General features: G+C 65.5%; 20 protein-coding genes. 4 read left to right on the forward strand and 16 right to left on the reverse strand.

The features are described from left to right. Window positions 1-259, forward strand: a 259-nt coding sequence (locus AC5RWA_RS07250) for a hypothetical protein (RefSeq protein WP_494057083.1), incomplete at its 5' end; no start/stop codon positions are given. A gap of 252 nt (window positions 260-511) precedes the next feature. Here AC5RWA_RS07250 and rpsN read toward each other — a convergent pair. From rpsN to AC5RWA_RS07275, 5 genes are all read right to left on the reverse strand, one after another. Continuing rightward, entirely contained in the window at window positions 512-817 is a 306-nt protein-coding gene (gene rpsN, locus AC5RWA_RS07255) for a 30S ribosomal protein S14 (protein WP_009358853.1), read from the reverse strand. Window positions 818-819: 2 nt separating this feature from the next. Continuing rightward, complete coding sequence (rpmG, locus tag AC5RWA_RS07260) at window positions 820-987, reverse strand: 50S ribosomal protein L33 (RefSeq protein WP_013602737.1); 168 nt, start codon at window positions 985-987, stop codon at window positions 820-822. Beyond that, window positions 987-1,223, reverse strand: a complete 237-nt coding sequence (rpmB, locus tag AC5RWA_RS07265; protein WP_015938871.1) for a 50S ribosomal protein L28 — start codon at window positions 1,221-1,223, stop codon at window positions 987-989. Before rpmB ends, rpmG begins: the two co-directional genes overlap by 1 nt. Before the next feature lie 265 nt (window positions 1,224-1,488). Next, window positions 1,489-2,277 carry an SGNH/GDSL hydrolase family protein gene (locus AC5RWA_RS07270; RefSeq protein WP_494057084.1) on the reverse strand — a complete coding sequence of 263 codons (789 nt, stop codon included), beginning with the start codon at window positions 2,275-2,277 and terminating at the stop codon, window positions 1,489-1,491. Window positions 2,278-2,322: 45 nt separating this feature from the next. Next, entirely contained in the window at window positions 2,323-2,802 is a 480-nt protein-coding gene (locus tag AC5RWA_RS07275) for a MarR family winged helix-turn-helix transcriptional regulator (protein ID WP_079599116.1), read from the reverse strand. Window positions 2,803-2,860: 58 nt separating this feature from the next. On the opposite strand from AC5RWA_RS07275, the gene AC5RWA_RS07280 reads away from it, so the two are divergent. Next, window positions 2,861-3,148 (forward strand): YciI family protein, encoded by a 288-nt coding sequence (locus tag AC5RWA_RS07280; protein WP_079599115.1) that lies wholly within the window; start codon window positions 2,861-2,863, stop codon window positions 3,146-3,148. Here AC5RWA_RS07280 and AC5RWA_RS07285 read toward each other — a convergent pair. The 6 genes from AC5RWA_RS07285 to AC5RWA_RS07310 all read right to left on the reverse strand — a co-directional run bounded on the left by AC5RWA_RS07285 (window position 3,145) and on the right by AC5RWA_RS07310 (window position 9,385). Further along, the gene (locus tag AC5RWA_RS07285) at window positions 3,145-3,990 is read right to left on the reverse strand and encodes an SGNH/GDSL hydrolase family protein (protein ID WP_494057085.1); all 846 of its coding nucleotides are present in this window, start codon (window positions 3,988-3,990) and stop codon (window positions 3,145-3,147) included. The genes AC5RWA_RS07280 and AC5RWA_RS07285 overlap by 4 nt on opposite strands. A 262-nt stretch (window positions 3,991-4,252) precedes the next feature. Beyond that, complete coding sequence (locus AC5RWA_RS07290) at window positions 4,253-5,293, reverse strand: siderophore-interacting protein (protein ID WP_494057086.1); 1,041 nt, start codon at window positions 5,291-5,293, stop codon at window positions 4,253-4,255. Then, window positions 5,290-6,105, reverse strand: a complete 816-nt coding sequence (locus AC5RWA_RS07295) for an ABC transporter ATP-binding protein (protein ID WP_494057087.1) — start codon at window positions 6,103-6,105, stop codon at window positions 5,290-5,292. The genes AC5RWA_RS07290 and AC5RWA_RS07295 overlap by 4 nt, the downstream gene beginning before the upstream one ends. 1 nt (window position 6,106) lies before the next feature. Further along, window positions 6,107-7,180, reverse strand: coding sequence for a FecCD family ABC transporter permease (locus tag AC5RWA_RS07300; RefSeq protein WP_494057406.1), 1,074 nt, complete (start codon window positions 7,178-7,180; stop codon window positions 6,107-6,109). 23 nt (window positions 7,181-7,203) lie between these two features. Next, on the reverse strand, window positions 7,204-8,283 hold the full coding sequence (locus tag AC5RWA_RS07305) for a FecCD family ABC transporter permease (RefSeq protein WP_079599111.1): 1,080 nt from the start codon (window positions 8,281-8,283) through the stop codon (window positions 7,204-7,206). Between the two features lie 10 nt (window positions 8,284-8,293). Then, the gene (locus AC5RWA_RS07310) at window positions 8,294-9,385 is read right to left on the reverse strand and encodes an iron-siderophore ABC transporter substrate-binding protein (protein ID WP_115525859.1); all 1,092 of its coding nucleotides are present in this window, start codon (window positions 9,383-9,385) and stop codon (window positions 8,294-8,296) included. Window positions 9,386-9,735: 350 nt separating this feature from the next. Here AC5RWA_RS07310 and AC5RWA_RS07315 point away from each other — a divergent pair, with 350 nt between their 5' ends. Beyond that, window positions 9,736-10,230 carry an FBP domain-containing protein gene (locus tag AC5RWA_RS07315; RefSeq protein WP_494057088.1) on the forward strand — a complete coding sequence of 165 codons (495 nt, stop codon included), beginning with the start codon at window positions 9,736-9,738 and terminating at the stop codon, window positions 10,228-10,230. Between the two features lie 69 nt (window positions 10,231-10,299). Here AC5RWA_RS07315 and AC5RWA_RS07320 read toward each other — a convergent pair whose 3' ends face one another. The 5 genes from AC5RWA_RS07320 to AC5RWA_RS07340 form a co-directional block, all read right to left on the reverse strand. Then, on the reverse strand, window positions 10,300-10,998 hold the full coding sequence (locus AC5RWA_RS07320) for a hypothetical protein (protein ID WP_494057089.1): 699 nt from the start codon (window positions 10,996-10,998) through the stop codon (window positions 10,300-10,302). Between the two features lie 134 nt (window positions 10,999-11,132). Further along, complete coding sequence (locus AC5RWA_RS07325; RefSeq protein ID WP_494057090.1) at window positions 11,133-11,624, reverse strand: hypothetical protein; 492 nt, start codon at window positions 11,622-11,624, stop codon at window positions 11,133-11,135. A 459-nt stretch (window positions 11,625-12,083) separates the two neighbouring features. Then, window positions 12,084-15,545 (reverse strand): ATP-binding protein, encoded by a 3,462-nt coding sequence (locus tag AC5RWA_RS07330; protein WP_494057091.1) that lies wholly within the window; start codon window positions 15,543-15,545, stop codon window positions 12,084-12,086. Next, on the reverse strand, window positions 15,542-16,540 hold the full coding sequence (locus AC5RWA_RS07335; protein ID WP_494057092.1) for a DUF4194 domain-containing protein: 999 nt from the start codon (window positions 16,538-16,540) through the stop codon (window positions 15,542-15,544). The genes AC5RWA_RS07330 and AC5RWA_RS07335 overlap by 4 nt, the downstream gene beginning before the upstream one ends. Then, window positions 16,533-17,990 (reverse strand): DUF3375 family protein, encoded by a 1,458-nt coding sequence (locus AC5RWA_RS07340; protein WP_494057093.1) that lies wholly within the window; start codon window positions 17,988-17,990, stop codon window positions 16,533-16,535. The genes AC5RWA_RS07335 and AC5RWA_RS07340 overlap by 8 nt, the downstream gene beginning before the upstream one ends. 230 nt (window positions 17,991-18,220) lie before the next feature. Between AC5RWA_RS07340 and AC5RWA_RS07345 the strand changes: the two genes are divergently transcribed. Continuing rightward, the gene (locus AC5RWA_RS07345) at window positions 18,221-18,523 is read left to right on the forward strand and encodes a hypothetical protein (RefSeq protein WP_494057094.1); all 303 of its coding nucleotides are present in this window, start codon (window positions 18,221-18,223) and stop codon (window positions 18,521-18,523) included. Window positions 18,524-18,534 lie beyond the last annotated feature (11 nt).

Raw genomic sequence — 18,534 nt, forward strand, 5'->3', positions numbered from 1 at the left:
ACTATTGAGTTCTCAAACAACAGACACACCCGGCACCACCACAACCACTTTCAAGGCCGCGGCTCGCTCCGGAGCAACTTTCCAAACTTACCCGATCCTCCACCCCGACGCAAATCCATGTTCCAGGATCCACGCCGGCAGGAAAACCATCCCCACCGCTTTCCAGCGCCCTAAAGAGCCACCAGATTTTGGTTTAGATTTTGGGGGTTTGGCCGCCCGCGGTGATCAGCTCTTCGCTGTCTCCCTCGCGGCGACTTAGAAAACAATACACGCACTCCGGCCCCACCGCAAACCCCCCTTCCAAAGGGTGAAAATCCGCGCGGTTCCGCGGCAGAACGGGCCGCGGAGGCACCTGGACGAGCACCCGCCCTCGTAATTGGTTCGTGTGTGCTGCAGCACAGGTGGTACACAGGTCCAATCACCGGGAGCCATGCGGAGTTAAAGCAAAGAAGGGCCGGCAACCATGATGGTTGCCGGCCCTTCTCAAACAGCTGGAGTCAGCTGCGCGGGATTACCAGGAAGACTTGGTGATGCCCGGAAGTTCGCCCTTGTGGGCCATGTCGCGGAAGCGGACACGGGAGATGCCGAACTTCTGGAAGGTACCGCGGGGACGGCCGTCGATGATGTCGCGGTTACGCAGACGGATCGGGGACGCGTTGCGGGGCAGCTTCTGCAGGCCCAGGCGGGCTGCTTCGCGTGCTTCGTCGGTTGCGTTTTCGTCAACCAGGGTCTTCTTCAGCTCGAGGCGCTTTGCAGCGTAACGCTCAACGATGACCTTGCGCTGCTCGTTGCGAGCAATCTTGGACTTCTTAGCCATGTTTAGCGCTCCTCTCGGAATTCGACGTGCTGGCGGATCTTGGGGTCGTACTTCTTCAGAACCATACGGTCCGGGTCGTTACGACGGTTCTTGCGGGTTACGTAGGTGTAACCCGTGCCCGCGGTCGACTTGAGCTTGATGATCGGACGTACGTCCTTGTCCTTAGCCACTAGAGCTTCACCCCACGAGCCAGGATAGAGGCGACGACTGCGTCGATGCCGCGTACGTCGATGGTCTTGATGCCACGTGCAGAGACCTGCAGCGTGACGTTACGGCGCAGGGACGGAACCCAGTAGCGCTTCTTCTGAATGTTCGGATCGAACCGACGCTTGTTGCGGCGGTGCGAGTGCGAAATGCTGTGCCCAAAGCCCGGCTCGGCCCCGGTCACTTGGCAGTGTGCTGCCATGACTTCTCCTCAAGAATTGAAAGTAATGATCCGCATATCTGCTGCTGGACCATGCTGCTAAGGGCGACCCAAAAATAAAGAAGGGCGAACGGTTAGTCGCGCAACTTGAGCCCCTAACTACCGGCCACCCTGGAGAAATTACCGGGCAACCGGAGCAATTGCGCACGCTCCGCGCACTTAGCGCCTACCAAGTGTACGAGTTCGCGCAATTAAAGACCAATCCGGGACGAATGGGTGTATAAGCACGGCACCGGAAACAGCCGAGTCAGCGGCTTCCGCTGACCGGGTCCGGCTTGAGGCGTGTGAGCTGCGGGTACTTGGCCGACAGGTTGTCGCCGGAGGACTTGCCGGTAACGCGGCGGACAACCCAGGGACCGGCGTACTCCCGGAACCATTGGGCGTTGGCGCGCAGGGCCTCGGCACCGCGCAGTTCCGGCACCGGGGTCATGGGCGGGATGTCGATGGTGTGGTCATACTTGAGGACCTCCATGACGCGCTTGGCCATGTTCGCGTGCCCGGCTGCGGACATGTGCATCCGGTCTCGCGCCCACATGCCCCAGTCGTAGTACTCGCTGAAGCGCCAGTAATCCACGAGCAGGGCGCCGTGGTCCCCGGCAATGCCGCGGACCAGTTCGTTGTAGATCGCGGTGCGGCCGCGCATGGTGCCGAACACTTTGGAGCCCCTGGCGTCGAATCCGGTGAACATCACCACGGTTGCGCCCGTGGCAGCCAACTTGCGGATGCCGTCGTCGTACTCCGCAAGGAGGTCATCGATGTCGATCCGCGGGCGGAGAATGTCGTTGGCACCTGCGTAGATGCTCACCAAGGTGGGTTTAAGGTCGACGGCGGCGTCCACCTGCTCAGCGAGGATCTGCCGGAGTTTTCTTCCGCGGATGGCGAGGTTGGCGTAGCCGAAGCCGGGGTCGGCCTCGCCAAGCTGCTCGGCAACACGGTCGGCCCAGCCACGGACACCGTTGGGGCGGGTGAAGTCGTCGTCGCCCACGCCTTCAGTAAAGGAATCGCCGAGTGCCACGAACCGGGAAGTGAAATCCATCCGGCTAGTTTGCCACCCGTTGCTGGAAGCAACCAACCGGCTGGGCTAGCTTTCGCGCAGGATCCAATGGTCGGAGTCCAGGCGTCCCACCACTTTTTCACCGATCCGCGCCAGATCGAGGACGTCCTGCTCTGACAAGGCGTCCAGGAAGAGGTCCCGTACCGCTTCGACGTGGCCGGGCGCCAAGCCAACGATGGTGGCCATGCCCTCCTCCGTAAGGTGGGCGATGGTGACACGGGCATCGTGGGGGTGGGGCTGGCGCTCCACCCAGCCCCGCTTCTGCAGCTTCGTCACCACGTGCGAGAGCCGGGAAAGGGACGCGCTGCTGCGGGCGGCGAGTTCGCTCATGGGCAGGAACCGCTCGTCCGCCTCGGAGAGCATGGCCAGGACCGTGTAGTCGAAGAGCGATAACTTGCCTTCGGCATGAAGCTTGGTGTCGAGGGCTGCCGGCAGCAGGGTGTTGATGCTCACCAGGGCCAGCCAGGCACGTCGTTCGTCGGCGTTCAGCCAGCGCGGTTCGGTCATGTCCCTATTCTACGATTGATCCTTCAACCGACGATGACCGTGCCGGTAGGCTGGGCGGATGTATGTTGTCTCCCTGACTTATCGGGTTCCGCAGGACATCGTCGATTTCCACAATGACGCCCACATAAGCTGGCTCCAGAAGGCTTTTGACGACGGCGTTTTTATCGCTGCCGGCCGGAAGGTCCCCCGCACGGGTGGCCTGCTGCTCTCACAGGCGGACCGGGCCACGTTGGACGCCTCCCTGAAGCTGGACCCGTTCTATACGAATGGGGTGGCGGACTTCGAGGTAGTGGAGTTCCATGCGGCCCGGGTGGCGCCGGGCTACGAAATCCTCCTGGACAGCTAGCCTTCAGCCACGCCGGCAGGGTCTTCTGCCACCAGTTTCTTCAGCCCGCCCTTCCGGGGCACCTTGACCGGTTTCGGCCAGCGCGCCGTAAGTTCGTCACCCAGGGTGACACCCCGCAGCTTCCGGCCGAAGAGTGGCAGGACCCAGTCATGGATCCAGCGCCGTTGCCGCTGTTCCCACTCCCTCAGGGTGAGCCGCGTTGGCGGTTCCCAGTCCTTGAGTGTGATTTTGTGGGGGACTCCCAATTGGTCCAGCACCTGCCCGGCCAAGTACTTGTGCCCGGCCTTTGACATGTGCAGCCGATCCGAGTCCCACATCCGCCGGTCATGGAACGCGTCCAGGCACCAATAGTCCACCAGCACGGCACCGTACTTGGCGGCGATGGCCCGCACTTGCTGGTTGTAGAACGCGTTGCGTCTCTTGAGCGGCTCGAGCAGCGCGGAGACCTTCACGTCGAAGCCGGTGAACAGGACCACGGTGGCTCCGATTCCGGCCAGTTGCGCCACAAGTTGCTCGTAGCTGGCCATGAGGGCGGTCATATCCGTTTTCAGGTCCAGGATGTCATTGCCGCCGGCATACAACGTGACCAAAGTGGGCTTCATCTGCAGCGCAGGTTCCAGCTGCTCGTCGATAATGTGCCGGAGCCGCTTGCTGCGGATCGCCAGGTTCGCGTACTTCCACCCAGGCTGCGCCTTGGCCAGCTTCTCGGCCACCCTGTCGGCCCACCCCCGGACCCCGTTGGGCAACCTCTCATCCCGGTCCCCCACGCCCTCGGTAAAAGAGTCCCCAAGAGCAACAAAGACCCGCCGCCCGGACTCAGGAAGCAAAGGTTGAGCAGACACCAGCCCAACCTAGCCAGAAGAAGAAGAGCGCAGGGAAAGGCAAGGTGAAGCAAAGGTGACGAACACACGTAGCCGCGGCCGGTGGCTTGCGTAGGAGCGCATCGCCGACTGGAGCGCAGTGAAGGCCGCCCGCGGCCGGAACGGAGCGCAGGGAGGAAGGGCGGACCCGAGGGCCCCGAACTGAGCTTGCGAAGTTTGGGAAGGGTCCAACCGCTAAGCGACGGCAAGCCGGCGGTTGCGGCGCAGCCTGCAACCGCCGGGGTTAGCCCTCGGCCTTGCCCTGCCGCCAGTACCCCATGAAGGCCACCTGCTTCCGGTCAATCCCGACGTCGCGGACCAAGTAGCGGCGCATGTCCTTGATGACTGCCGCTTCGCCTGCGATCCAGGCGTAGAAGGGCATGGCACCGGCGGGCATGTCCGGGTTCTTGGTTGCCTGGATCTCGGCGGTTTCCATCCGGGTGGGGGTCTCCCAGAGGATGTCCTCGTCCACGTTGACGTCTTCGGGCTCGGGGCCGGCGCCGCCGTCGACCTCTTTGAGCCCCACCCAGCCGGGCACGGGAACGGCTTTGCGGACAGCGTCCTGGAGCAACTGGCCGTGCGGGCGGGACCGGCCGATCGAGGCGCCGCGGGCCAGCCAGGTGATCTCGACGTTGGCAGGTGAGCTGAGCTCCAGGAAATCGCCGGCCTCCGGAACTTCGAGGAACGCGTGCCCGGTCATGTACTCCGGCAGGCTTTCCAGGATGGCGGAGATGGCCGGAATGGCTGTTTCGTCGCCCGCGAGGAGGACACGCTGGGCGAGGCCCGGCCGCCACTCAATGCCGGAGTAGATTTCGGCAGTGACGCAGTGGGCGGCACGGTTGTTGGGGCCGATGATGGTGATGGCGTCGCCGGGCTTGGCGTTGAGGGCCCAGTTGGCCGCAGGGCCGCCGTTGCCGTGGTCATCGAAGTGCATCACAAAGTCGACGTCGATTTCAGGGTAGACCGCATCCAGCCGGGCCTGCCGGACAGTGTAGGTTCGCATTGACCCGCGCACAGCCGGGTCCATCTCCAGCCATTCGCGGTACCAGCCGGCCTGGCTCATCTCGAAGGCCGGAACCGGCAGCGCGGTGCCGTCAGCGGCGAGCGACGGGATCATGAGCTTGACCCGCAGGTCAAGGGTTTCCCCGTGGACGCCGAAATCACGGAGCGAGTAGCCGCCGAACGTGATCCGGCGGAAGTTGGGGCTGAGTTCCTGGACGGAGGATACGGTGACCTCGAACGCGAGGGTCATCGGCTCGGTGGAGGCAACTTCTCGGGTCTTCATGCAACAAGCTCCAGTTCAGTGGCGGGGACGTGGTGGCGGCCGATGGGAATGATCAGGGGGGTTCCGGATACAGGATCCGGAATGACACGGGATTCAAGGTTGAAGACGTTGCGCACCAGGTCTTCGGTGACCACCTCGAGGGGGTTGCCCACGGCCACTACGGCGCCGCCTTTCATGGCGATGACGTTGTCCGCGTAGCGGGCGGCAAGGTTGAGGTCGTGCAGGACGATGGCCACCGTGGTGCCGCGCTTACGGTTCAGGTCCGTCACGAGGTCCAGGACTTCCACCTGGTGCGCGAGGTCCAGGTAGGTGGTGGGTTCGTCGAGGAGCAGGACGTCGGTTTCCTGGGCGAGGGCCATCGCGATCCAGACCCGCTGCCGCTGGCCGCCGGAGAGTTCGTCCACGTCGCGCCCGGCGAGGGCCAGCGTCTCGGTGGCTTCCAGCGCACGCTGCACGGCGGCGTCGTCCTTGTCGCTCCAGCTGCGGAAGAAGCCCTGGTGCGGGTAGCGTCCGCGGCCCACCAGGTCGCGGACGGTGATGCCGTCGGGGGCGGTGGGGTGCTGCGGCAGGAGGCCCAGCGTGCGTGCCAGTTCCCGCGCCGGGCGGGCGTGGATGTCCTTGCCGTCCAGCGTCACGGTACCGGTCGCAGGCTTGAGGAGCCGGGAAAGGCCCCGGAGCAGGGTGGATTTCCCGCACGCGTTGGCGCCCACGATCATGGTGACCTTGCCCTCGGGGATCTCGGCGCTGAGGCCGTCCACCACGCAGCGCTGATCGTATTTCAGCGTCAGGTCCTTGGCGTTGAGAACAGCCACGTCAGGCATCCTTTCGGTTGGCCGTGACCAGGAGCCACAGCAGGAACGGGGCACCAAGCGCACCGGTGATGACGCCCACCGGCAGGACCGTGCCGTCCAGCAGCAGTGGGGCAAGGTTGGCGGCGAAGTAGTCTGCCGCGAGGACAATCAGGGCGCCTACCAGGGCCGACGCCGGGAGGCTGGCTTTGCCGGTGAAGCGGCGTGCGATGGGCCCGGCCAGGAAGGCGACGAACGAGACCGGGCCTGCCGCCGCCGTCGCCACTGCCGCAAGCGTCACGGCGATGATCACCAGCGAAAGGCGTGCCGCGTTGACCCGGATGCCCAGGCCGGCAGCGGCGTCGTCGCCCAACTCCAGGATCCGCAGCGGCCCGGCAATGACGGCCACCGCGGGGACCAGGACCACGAGGGCGAGGAACAGAACGCCGGCGCGGTCCCAGTTGGCGGAGTTCAGGGATCCGTTGAGCCAGACCAGGGCGTCGGCGGCGGTGCGGATGTCTGCGCGGGTCATCAGGAAGTTGACCACCGCGTGCAGGGCCGCGGCGATGCCGACGCCGGCCAGGACCAGGCGGTTGCCGGCCGCGTTCCCGCGGCTGGTTCCCCGGATCGCGCCGCCTGTCGAGATGGCGTAGATCAGGGCGGCCACGGCGAGGGCACCAGCCAGGGCTGCCCCGGAAACCACGGCACCGGACGCGCCGAAGATGACGATGGCGATGACGGCGGCGGCACTGGCGCCGTAGCTGATGCCGATGATGTCGGGGCTGGCCAGCGGGTTGCGGAGCATGGTCTGGAACAGCGCGCCGGCCAAGCCGAAGGCGACGCCGATCATGGTGCCGATGACCGCCCGCGGCAGCTTGTTTTCCATCACGATGAAGCTGGTCCCCGGGATCTTGTCGCCGCCGGTGAGGTGGGCGATCACGATCTTGAAGAAGTCGGGGATGGTCACGGTGTAGCTGCCCAGCAGGACGGACACGGCGAAGAGGATGACGACGGCGGCGGCCAGCATCGCGGTCCGGTTCAGTACCCGAGATGGCAGATAACGGGGGTGTTTCCCTCTCGGACTGCCGTCAAGTGCCATCTCGCGGGGAGCCTGGGTGATGCTCACAGTCCGGCCCCCTTGCCGCGGCGAATCAGCCAGACGAACACGGGTGCGCCGACGAGGGCGGTCATGATGCCGGCGGGAACTTCACCGGGGAGGAGCACCACGCGGCCGATGATGTCCGCACCCAGGAGCAGCACGGGAGCCGCCACCAGGGAGAACGGCAGGATCCACCGGTAGTCGGGGCCGGTGAGGAAGCGCACGGCGTGCGGAATAACAAGACCCACGAACCCGATGGGACCGGCCAGCGCGGTGGCTGTCCCGCACAGCAGCACGATTCCCAGGGCGGTCACGGCCCGGACCAGGCCAACCCGCTGGCCGAGGCCGCGGGCGATGTCGTCGCCGAGCGCCAGGCTGTTGAGGATACGGCCGGTCAGGAGCACGATGACGGCACCGACGGCCAGGAAGGGAACCCCGGGCAGGACCACTGACCAGTCGCGGCCGGCCACGCCGCCCACCTGCCAGAAGCGGAAACGGTCAAGGGTGTCCTGGCTGGAGACCAGGATGACGTTCATCAGGGAGTACAGGCCTGCGCTCAGCGCGGCGCCGGCGAGGGCCAGCTTCACGGGGGTGGCACCCTCCCTGCCGAGGGAGGCGATGAGGTAGACCACGACGGCGGCGATTGCCGCCCCGATGAAGGCGAACCAGATGTAGCCGGAGAGAGTGGCCACACCGAAAACATAAATGCCGGTGACGACGGCCAGCGCGGCGCCCGCGTTGACGCCCATGATGCCGGGATCGGCGAGCGGATTGCGGGCCACACCCTGCATGGCAGCACCGGCAAGGCCCAGGGCTCCGCCGGCCAGCAGGCCAAGGACGGTGCGCGGGATGCGGGCGTGGACCACCGCATGGTCGCCGTTGGCGGGATCGAACTGCGTGAGCGCATCCCAGACGGTGCCGAGGGGAAGACCGCGGGCGCCGACGGCCAGCGAGGCCGCGGCCAGGAGCGCAAGTACAACGACGGCGGCCAGCAGCCAGGCAGCCCGCTTTCCCCCGGAAGCGGGGTGGCGGGATCCTTTCGCCGGCACCGGGGTGCCCGCGTCCCCCTCCCGGGAGGCCGCCGTCGTTGTACTGTGCGTCATGGAACGGTGCTTACTTCACTGCGTCCGCTGCGGTGGCCAGCTGCGGCAGGAAGGTGTCCAGTGCCCAGGGCAGGCTCAGTGGGGAGGATGCGGAGATCGCCAGGACCAGGCTCTTGTTCGCGTCTGCGACGAAGGCCCCGTTCTTGACGGCCGGAATCTGGCCGAACAGGGGATCATTCTTGATGGCGTCCGCCTCGCTGGCGTCCTCGACGGAGCTGAGGAAGATGTCCGACTCCAGCTCGTTGACCTTCTCGGCAGACCATGGCACGAAGAATTCCTTGGAGCCTTCGGAGGCCTGCTCGGCGACCGGGGCGAGCTTCATCCCGATGGCGGAAAGGAATTTGGGCCGGTTGTCATTGGCCGTGTAAATACCCGTCTGGGTGGGGTCTGAGGGAAGGGCGTAGCCGTAGATGAAGGTCTTGCCGGCGATCTGCGGGTACTTCGCAGCTTCCTCCTTGATCGTGGCCTCGGTGTCGGAGATGAGTTTGGTGGCTTCGGCATCCTTGCCCAGGGCCTTGCCGATGATGGACGTGGAGTCCTGCCAGGAAGTGCCGTAAGCAAGCTCCGGGTGGGCCACCACGGGGGCGATCTCGCTGAGCTTCTTATAGTCCTCTTCAGTCAGTCCTGAGTAGGCGGCCAGGATGACGTCCGGGGTGAGCTTGGCGATCTCGGTGAAGTTGATGCCGTCAGCCTCCGAGTACTGGGCCGGAGCCTTGTCGGAACCGAACCCGGCGCCGAGCTCCTCAAGGGCTGCGTCCTTCCAGGGGGTGGAGCCCTGGTCGTTACCGCCCCACTCGTTCTTGGGGACACCCACGGGCACTACACCCAGGGCAATGGCGACGTCGTCATTGACCCAGGAAACGGTGGCTACCCGAGTGGGCTGCTTTTCGATGGTGGTTTTGCCAAAGACGTGCTCGATGGTGACCGGGAACTGCGCGCTGCTGGAGCTCGAAGCGCTGGCGTCTGTGGTGGAGGACGCGGGGCCAGTGGCGCATGCCGAGAGGGAGAGCGCCGCTGCGGCCAGAACGGCCGTCGCCTTGCCGGCTGATGAGAACAGCGTGCGACGGGTGGCACTGAGGCCGGTGAAGAGGGGGGAAGTCACGGAACTCCTTAGGTGAATGAAGCGAACCTAAGTAAGGCTAGCCTAGCCTCCGCTCCATTACGCAAGGTTTTCGTAACTTATTCCCCAAGGTGACGAAGGACACAGGACCGGGTGCGTGTCGCTGCCTTGGACAGGCGATGCCCCTTTTGGCAGGATGACAGTGCTGGTTCCATATACGGACCAACCAGCTGGCAGAAAAGATGGGAATCAGAGCGATGTGCACGCGCCCGGCCTTCAGCGCCGCCGTTGCCATGGAAAGCGGGGCGGCCGTTGCGGCCTGCTCCGCGGGGAATGACTGACTCCTCGTTTCCTCACCCTTTTCGGGTCCCATCTCTTACGAAAGTTCAGGCATGCAATCAGTCACGCCCCAACAAATCCGATCCTCGTTCATCAATGCCAGCCGTTCAGAAGCCGCCAAACTCAGCCTGCCCAAGGATTTCGACTCCCTTGATTGGGATAACCTCGACTTCCTGGGCTGGCGCGACGAGAAGATGCCCCTGCGCGGCTACCTTGTAGTCCCAGGCCTTCAAGGCTTAACCGGCATCATGCTGCGCGCCCCCGAGGGCGGCGCCCGGAAAAACCGGGCAGTCCTCTGCGAACTCTGCCGCGACGTCTTCTCGAAGGAGGACGTGCTGCTGTGGGTGGCCAGGCGCGCCGGCCAGTCCGGCCGCGACGGCAACACGGTGGGCACCCTCATCTGCGCCGACTTCCTGTGCTGCGGCAACGTCCGCAAGGAACCGCCGGCCAACGAAATCAACCCGGACCCGGCCGCCGTCGTCCTCCGCCAAATCGAAGGCCTCAAGGACCGGACCGCCCAGTTCCTGCGCCGCGTCCAGGCCAAGTAACGTTCCCGGCCGGCCGGATACAAGGAAGCCCGCCCTCACGATGCGGGGGCGGGCTTCCTTAACGGCGGGTCAGCGGTAGGAAAAGCTCATCAGAATCGCCGTCAGCGCCTGGCCTTCAGACCCGGCGAACCAGGCCTTGGCCGCCTCGTCACTGGCAAATGGCCCTCCCGTGAATACGACGTTTGCAGCCAGCACTCGGTTGCCGCCGACGATGACAACGTCAGCGCCTTCCGTGCCATCCGGCGAGACGGCTGCCCTGTGCGTTAGCGACAGCCGGTAATGGGGGGCGCCGTCGATACGGTCGACATAGAAGGAGGCGTGGGCGGTCTCAGGACCTGAATGCCCCTGCAATCCCGGTACCGGCTCTGAGAAGAACGCTGTCCTGGTGTGGGGACCGGCAACACCACCCCCCACCTCGCTGTAGAAGATCCCGATCTGCTCGTTCCCGCTGGCGTCATACACAGTCGCGTTTTCAACAGAGGGTGACGCCCCACCCTGGCTGTGCTCCACCCGCCAGCCGGCCGGATGGGTAAACGACAGCCGGCCGTCGGGAAAGGTAAAGGTGACGGGCTCGGCGGGAGCGGGTGCCGGATCGGACGACGACGGCGGGGCGGCTGACGGGAGCGGCTCCGCCGGCGCAGTAATGGGCGGCGGCGCGCCGGTCGTCGTCGGCTTTTCCGGAGAGATGGCTGGCGGAGCGCTGGCGGAGGGCGGCTGGGTGGCCGGGGCCGTTGCCGCGTCCCGGTTGTCGACCGACGCGTTGACCATGCAGCCACTCAGGAAGAGCGCGGCTGATGCCGTAACCGAGAGGGAAAAAATCACATGCCGTGGCGAACGCATGGGAGTGCCTTTCGAGATAGTGATGTGGTGCGCCACGGGGTGGCACACCACATCAACGGGGGTCAGCGGTAGGAGAAGCTCATCAGCACCGACTTCAGGGCCCGGCCCTCATCACTCCAGTACCAGGTTTGCGCTGCGTCATCACCTTCAAACCGCGGTTCAGTAAACAGCACGTCCGCAGTCAAAATACGGTCGCCGATCCTTACAAGACCGTATTGCACCTGCCCGTCCGGCGAGACTGGCGATCCCGGTGTCAGCCCCATCCGGTAATGAGTAACGCCATCAGCTCGATCAATGAAGAACGAAGAACTGGGCGTGGGAACAGAAGCTCCGATCAGTCCAGGTACCGGATCAGTCTCAATGATGTTCCTGGAGACATTGCCGGCCGTAGCATCGCCAACCTGGCTGTAGTAGATGTTGATCTGCTCCTTGCCGCCGGCATCCAGGACGGTCGCCGTCTCCACTGCGGGGGAGGCTGAAACCTGTTCATGCTCCACGCTCCAGCCCTCCGGGTGGGCGAAGGACAGGCGGCCGTCTGCGAAGGTGAAGGTCACCGGCCCTTTGGGAACGGGTGACGAGGTAGCAGCGGGAACGATGGTTGGAGCCGGACTCTGCGTAGCCGTCTGCGTAACCGGCTGGGTGGCAGGCGCCGTGGAGGGAGCCCCGCTCCCGGCAGGGGTGCCTGTTGCGCAGCCCGCGAGGGAAAGAGCGGCAGCAGCGGTGGCTGCGAGGAAGAAGTTTGCGCGGTGGGCTGGGCGCATCGGAGTGCCTTTCAAGAGAGCGCCTTTGGTCTCTTGGGGTTGGTGCGGGACCCAGCGTTCCGCAGCGCCCAGGGGGATCATTCAGGCGGGGTGATGTGATGGACCAAGAGTGGCACAGCAAAATCACCGCACACCAGAGCAATCACAATAAATCCATCAATTTGTTATATACAGTAACGCGGAGCCACATCCGGCCCGATCTTGGCGTTTGAGCGGGCAGGGAGTGACCCCGCGTTGCTTGCAGATGGCGTGTCAGCGCAGCACGATGTCCACCGGATTAGCCTCCGACCGCCACGCTCCCTCTTTGCCGGGGCGCGGCCGGATCACGGGAGCGGTGAGGACGCCGGACCGGTTGGTGCGCCTGTCCCGGAGAATCTCGGTCACGGAGCCGAGGTGCCGGGACAGGTCGATCACGTTCTCCGGAGCTGCGAGCAGCAGCTGGAAGCCGAATTCGTGCAACGCCTTGATGCCGGCGCCCGCGAACTCTTCAGAGGCCAGCACAAACGCCTCATCCATCATCACGGTGCCGTACGTGGTGAAGCCCTGTTCGGCAATGCCGAGCTGGTAGCTCAGTGCCGCCGCCATGATGAACGCCGTGAAGCGCTGCCGCTCACCGCCGGACATTGACCCGGTATCGGCATGCATAAAGACCTCGGTCTTCTTGCCGCCACGCGGCCCCGTCACCTCGCGGTGCTCCTTGCACTGGATGAACAGGTGCCCGCGGACGTCCAGCACCTCGGCCCGCCAGCGACGGTCCTCCGGGGCCTGCGAACCCAACCGCTTAACCAAGGTTTCCAGCGACTTGTAGCGTGCGGTGAGCTCGGCGTCGTCGTCCCGCTCCGGGGCCGCGTTGTCCTTGCCGTCCTCCGTCCTGGCTGGCCTGGAGTGCCTGGCCTTGAGAGCGTTCTGGATCGCGTCCTTGAACTGCTTGGCAGTAGGCGGCAGGGTCTGCTTGATGTCCAGCTCCAGGAAGCTGCCCTCGTGGAAGTTCACCTGGGAAAGAATTCCGTTCAGCGGGAGGATGCGGCTGGTGATGGAGCGCCGTTCCTCATCGAGCAGGTGCAGCAGTGTGCTGAAGGACTCATGGGTCCGCTGGTTGAAGAACTGCCGGAACTCGGACTCCTGGGCGGGCAGGCCGTCGCTGACGATCGCATGGTAGCGGCTCTCGAAGTCGCTGGCAGCACCGATGGTGGTTCCATGGTCTGCGGAAATGGCGCTGCCCCATTCCCGCACGAAACCCTCGAAAATGCGGGTGAGTCGTTCCGCTGTGGCCTGCCCGCGGGACTCCGCCGCGTGCAGTTCGCCCAGGAGGGCAGTCCGCACCCGGTTCGCCAGGTTGTCCAGCTCGTGCATTTCCGCCACGTCGCCAAACTCGGCGAAGTAGGGGTCCAGAGCCGTGACCGTGGCGTCCGACGGCGGCGCCTGGGCCAGGCGTTCCCGGGCCCCTTCCAGCAGCGAATCGGCGGTGGTGAGCTGCTTGTCCAGCGCCTTGTACTCGCTTTGCAGGACCGCGGCCGCCTCGGTGCTGGACTGGTGCTTCTGCCGCACCTCCTCGATGGTGGCACGCAGGGGCTCCAGGTCCGCCTGCGCAGCCAATGCGTCCTTCAGCCGCTGCTCGATCCTGGCCAGTTCGTCCGCTGCAACCGCCGCGGACACCTGCTCCCAAGGCCGGTGGTCCTCAGCGATCCGCCGCAGGGCGTCAAGCTGCCGGCTCATGCCCTGATGCGAATCCTCGCGGCTTTGGGCTAACTCGGCTGCCTTGGCAACTTCCTGCCGGAGGTCCTCCACCTGGCCGGCCACGAGTTCCAGCTTGGCGGCGTTGTCGAACCCCAGAACGTAGTCCTGGCGGCTGGTGAAGCGGTCATCCTTCTCCACCGTGTGGCGGTTGCGCTTGACCACGCCGCCCAGGCTCAGGCCCTTGTCCAGCGCGGCCAGTTCGTCCGGATCCTCCACGCACGGGAAGGCGAAGTCGAGGGCGATCCGCTCGCGGATCCATGCACCCGGCTCAGCAGCCGTGCCTGTGGCGAGGATGTCCAGCTTGGTCAGCAGGTCGCCGTCCCGCACGTCCTCCACGGCAAGCGCGCCGCCGGCCAGGGGCTTGGACACGTCCACCGCCCGCAGCGCACCGCGGACGTTGTGGCCGTTCAGGTACCGGGTTACGGCTCCAAAATGCTCGCCGGGAACCAGGAGGGTGGTGGCGAGGCTGCGGAGGGCGCGTTCGGCGGCGGGCCGCCAGCGCTCCTCGCCCTCGGCCAAGTCCATCAGCTCACCCGCGAACGGCATCCGGTCCTCGGGGATGCCGGTGGCGGCAGCAATTGCGGCACGGTTTTCAATGCTCGACGGCGGCAGCAGGGACTTGCGCGTCCTCAGGGACACGAGCTCCTGCTCAGCCGCTGCCAGCTCGCGCTTCTTCGTCGCGTGGGCGTCAAAGGCCTCGAACCGCAGCTCCTGCAGCGCCTGCGAATCGTCCTTCAATTCGGCGGAACGGGCCGCCGCCTGCTCGTGCGCCTGCTCCCAGCCCTCCGCCGTCCACTCAAGCTGCAACCCGGCGTCGGCCAGGGCCTGCTGCGCCGCCTCCTCCACCTGCCGGCGGAGCTTCAGCCCCACCCGCGCGTTCTCCAGCGACTGCTCGATGGCTGAAATCGCGTTGCCGCCCTGGCTGTTGTAGTCGGTCTCCAGCTCGCGCAGTTCCTTGGCCAGCCCGTCGCGGACGGAACGCTCGGCGCCGAGCTCTTTGGCCTTCGCCTGGGCCAGCTCCTTGAACCGGGCCAGCGTTTTCTGGTGGACCGTGACCGCCAGCCGCTGCCTGTAGGCCTCAAACTCACCGCCCGCCAGCTCGCGGAGCCGGTTGGCGTCGAGGAGCGACTGCGCGTACTCCCGGTTCAGGCCCGGGACGGGGGCAAGCTGGTCCCGCTGCTGCCGGACATCCTCCAGCCGCTGCCGGATTGACATCAGGTTGCTGAATTCCTCCACCACGTCATCCGCGGCGGCGAGGGTGGCCGGGGCGTCCAGGACCTGGTCCCGGAAGAAGGTGTTGACGCTGCCGCCCAGGCCCTTGCCCGCCTGGATCACGCGCAGGAGCGGAAGCGCCTGGTCCGAGTTGATTCCCAGCAGGCGGCGGAACCGCTCGGCGAAGGCCTTGTGGACGTCGAAAACCTGCGCGTGCGGGAACACTGTTTCCAGCGCAGCCTTCGTGAACCTCTTGTCCGCGATGCCCTCGACCGCTTCCAGGTCCAGGGGCACGGTGTCGATCAGGTAGAACCGGCCAACGCTCGACTCCGTACCGTTTTTCGGCAGGTCGAACAGGGCCGAAACCGTCACCTTGGTGCCGGCGGCGTTGTCGAACGTCAGGGCGACGGCGGACCAGGTGGCACCCGGCCGCTGGAAGGCACTCGCCGACCCCTCGCCCACGGCCTTATCGCCCACCTTGCCGCGCATGTACGTGAACGTGGTCCGCTTGTCCTCCACAGCCCCGCCCGACCGCTGCGCAGCAGCCTCGTTGGACCGCGGACGGGCATCGAAAACCCGCAGCATCGCGTCGAACAACGTGGACTTACCAACGCCCGAGTTACCCGTCAGCAGCGTTCCGTTCCGGTCCACGTGTATTGTGTGCGCCCCGTGGAACGTTCCCCAGTTGACCACCTGCACCAACGCAAGCCGCATCTGGCCGGGGTTCGTAACTTCTCCGATCGGGAGCATGCTCGCGATACTCATTCTGCTGCTTCCTTCGCGGTGGTTGCGTTAGCCGTTGCCGGGTTCGGCTCCACAGCCGATGCCGCCCCCGCCCCTTCGCCGGGCAGCATTCGTCCTGCGGACGATGCGCCCGGCTCCGATAGGCCCGATGCCACTCCCTGGGCGGCATCGGCTGCTGCGCCTTGGGGTAGCTCACCTTCCGCAGCGTCGTCGTCCACTTCCTGCGGGTCGCTGTCGAGGTCCAGGAGGGGTTCTGTTCCTGACTGGTCGGTGGAGGCTGCAACCAGGGCCTCAATGTGGGCCGGGATGTCGCCGATGTTCTCGAAGGGCAGGGCCAGGGGCAGGGCGTTGGAAATGGTGTAGACGTCATCCAGGCCCGTGGGCAGGAGGAGTTGGCGGGCCAGGAGCTTGGTGATGGCCCGGGTGACCACGTCCGAGTCGCGGAGGGCGTCCTGTTGGCCGGCGGGCTGGTAATGGGTGACCAGGTCCGCGATTTCCTCGCGGGTGATGGTGGGGTCGGTCTGGGCGGTGACGTGCCGGTCCAGGAGCAGGCGCAGCCGGAGGAGCACGATGGTCTCCACGCGGCTCAGTGCGCGCTGCTGCCTGAGGATGCTGGAGCGGGTGCTGCCGCCGATGGCGTCGGGGTCCACGGGGCGCAGGACGGCGATCTTCCGTTCGTGGTCCAGCTGCATGGCAAGGAAGAGCTCGGACAGGCGGCTGCGCAGGATCACCTGGTTGTCCAGCAGCACAGTCCACAGCTTCTCGTCGCGGCCGCCGTCAATGTACGGACCTTTGAGCAGCTTCACCAGCGCCTGCCGGACCTTCATGGACAGCACCCCGGTGTCCCCCGGGAAGAGGGCAGCGCCGTCGATGAAGGTGTCGCGGGGCGTGACTCCTCCGGTGGTTGCGGGGGTCCAGGCGTCCTGGGTTTCGACAGGCTCAACCACCGGAATGTCAGGCTCAACCGCCGGCTCGGCTGCCGCGGTCTCATCCGCCGTCGTCATTTCTTCAGTCATCAAAATCCTTTGCGAGCGTGACCATGGGCAGGTAGGCCCTGCGTGTGGTGCCGTCTATCTGTTCGAAGTCCAGGCCGTCCCAGGCGCCGCGGTTGAAGTCCGCCCCGGCGTGCAGGGCCTGCGAGAGGAGGGCGCGGATGGTGTTGATGTGCTGCTCCTCGGGCGGAAGCTGCTGCCACGCGTCCGCGAGCGTCGCGGCTCCGGCCATGGCGGAGCGGATGACCTCGGGTTTGGCCTTGCCGGTCCTCGGCGAGCGCACCCGGTCGGAGTCGCTGAAGGCGATGGGGTCCGCGAGTTTTGGCGGGGCGGCGAACTCGTCGGGGTCGAAGAGCTTCACCATGGACAGGGACTCGAAGCCGGCGTTGTAGAGGACCGGGCCGGGCACCAGGCCGGGCCGGTCGCGCTCGTACGGGAGGGAGCGGATAGCCTGCTCCGCTTCGCGCAGGACCTGGCGGAGCCGGACGGACTGGCGGAAGTCGTCGCTTTGGACGTAGGTGTTGAGGCTTTCGCTGAGTTTGCCGTAGATACGCTGGATCTGGCTGTGCTGCTGGCGCAGTTCAGCCACCAGGTTCTTCAGGGTTTCACGGTCCTCGGGGCTCAGGTCGTCCGCGAACTGCCGGCTGAGGACCTCCCCGATGGCGGACCGGAACCTCAGTTGCTGCTGCGGGTCCTCCAGGAAGGCCGTGAAGGATCGGAAGGTCCTGCCTTCTGGGCTTTGCCGGAGCCGCTTGTCCGCCTCCAGCACCTGGGCCATGGTGGCACCCTTGCTGAGCGATTCCTCGATGATCTGGTTGCGGAGTTCTCCCACCAGTTCCTCGATCCGGTCACGCATCTTCTTGTAGTCGGCGGGGAGGCTGGCGGCAAGATCAAGGATGTTTCCTGCGGCTTCCACCGCTTCCTCGTCGTCCAGCAAACCGTCGAACTCGCCGCTGGCGATGTCCTGGATCAGCTGCTGGCGCTCTTCGATCTCCTCTTCCAAGGACTCAAGGCGTGCGCTTTGGTCCGGGTTGGTCTCGTTGGCGAGCTTTTCCACGTCGCCCAGCAGTGTGCCCAGCCGCGACCCGTTTAATGTGGAGCGTTCGCTGGAAAGGCTGTCCAAAAAGGCGAGCACGCGGGCGGCGGGTTCGGTGACTTCGTAGACAATCTGGCCGGACTGGTTCCGGCGGGTCAAGAACTGCCGGCGCGTCCATTCATCACCGAAGGACTTCCCGTTGGCTCCGCCGCCCAGCCCCGGATCCTGCCGCCGCAGTTCCTCAAGGAAGGAGTCGACGTCGGCGTGGAACTCCTCGAGCGGCAGTTGCGGACGGGTGCGGGTAAAGGAAGCCTGCAGCACCGCGATCACCCAGGGGGCCGAACGCGTCAGTGCCCAGGCAGGTCCCTTGGTGAGGAGTTCGAGGTCCCGAAGCCGGGCGCTGATGGCGTCAGCGGATGACCTGGCGGAGCGGGGCACACACTCTCCTTGGGCTGTTTGCGGGGCGGGGGCGGCGGCAGGAACGGAAAACTGCCAACTACAAGGTTAACGCAGGCGCCGCGACCACTCCGTGACCTACTTAGCCGTAGTGTTTCGATCCCATATCAACAGCTGCCCCAGGCTGCCGCGGCTCTGGCTGGCCACGCGAGCGTACCCCTACGCTTCTGCTACTGATCTTCACCAAAAGCAACGTGGCAGCAGGGGGACTCATGCAGTTCGATCTAAGCGCAGTGGAAACCAGCACTCTGGTCTTTATTGGAACGCTGGTGTTCGCCTTCATCCTGGCAGCATTCGTGGTGGTGGCCGGGCTGATTGCCCTGGTGCTGCTCGGCGCGGGAAAGCTGACCTGGATGGTGGTGGTCAATACGCTCCTGGGCGTCGTCCATGGCATCAACGCAGGATGGGACCGGCTGGTGCACAGCGCCTCCGCCGCCGAAGCTGCCGGGGACTTCCAGGCCCAGGCCTCCCCTAGCACCGGAACTTACCCGCGGGTAATATTGAGAGACAGCTAAAGGGTTCTCCA

Source organism: Arthrobacter sp. 210 2 (assembly GCF_059093025.1).

Excerpts from the sequence above, each read along its gene's own strand:
- rpsN (WP_009358853.1), bottom strand. The coding sequence starts at position 817 with ATGGCTAAGAAGTCCAAGATTGCTCGCAACGAGCAGCGCAAGGTCATC.
- rpmB (WP_015938871.1), bottom strand. The coding sequence starts at position 1,223 with ATGGCAGCACACTGCCAAGTGACCGGGGCCGAGCCGGGCTTTGGGCAC.
- AC5RWA_RS07270 (WP_494057084.1), bottom strand. The coding sequence starts at position 2,277 with ATGGATTTCACTTCCCGGTTCGTGGCACTCGGCGATTCCTTTACTGAA.
- AC5RWA_RS07275 (WP_079599116.1), bottom strand. The coding sequence starts at position 2,802 with ATGACCGAACCGCGCTGGCTGAACGCCGACGAACGACGTGCCTGGCTG.
- AC5RWA_RS07280 (WP_079599115.1), top strand. The coding sequence starts at position 2,861 with ATGTATGTTGTCTCCCTGACTTATCGGGTTCCGCAGGACATCGTCGAT.
- AC5RWA_RS07290 (WP_494057086.1), bottom strand. The coding sequence starts at position 5,293 with ATGAAGACCCGAGAAGTTGCCTCCACCGAGCCGATGACCCTCGCGTTC.
- AC5RWA_RS07300 (WP_494057406.1), bottom strand. The coding sequence starts at position 7,180 with ATGGCACTTGACGGCAGTCCGAGAGGGAAACACCCCCGTTATCTGCCA.
- AC5RWA_RS07305 (WP_079599111.1), bottom strand. The coding sequence starts at position 8,283 with ATGACGCACAGTACAACGACGGCGGCCTCCCGGGAGGGGGACGCGGGC.
- AC5RWA_RS07315 (WP_494057088.1), top strand. The coding sequence starts at position 9,736 with ATGCAATCAGTCACGCCCCAACAAATCCGATCCTCGTTCATCAATGCC.
- AC5RWA_RS07320 (WP_494057089.1), bottom strand. The coding sequence starts at position 10,998 with ATGGTCAACGCGTCGGTCGACAACCGGGACGCGGCAACGGCCCCGGCC.
- AC5RWA_RS07330 (WP_494057091.1), bottom strand. The coding sequence starts at position 15,545 with ATGAGTATCGCGAGCATGCTCCCGATCGGAGAAGTTACGAACCCCGGC.
- AC5RWA_RS07335 (WP_494057092.1), bottom strand. The coding sequence starts at position 16,540 with ATGACTGAAGAAATGACGACGGCGGATGAGACCGCGGCAGCCGAGCCG.
- AC5RWA_RS07345 (WP_494057094.1), top strand. The coding sequence starts at position 18,221 with ATGCAGTTCGATCTAAGCGCAGTGGAAACCAGCACTCTGGTCTTTATT.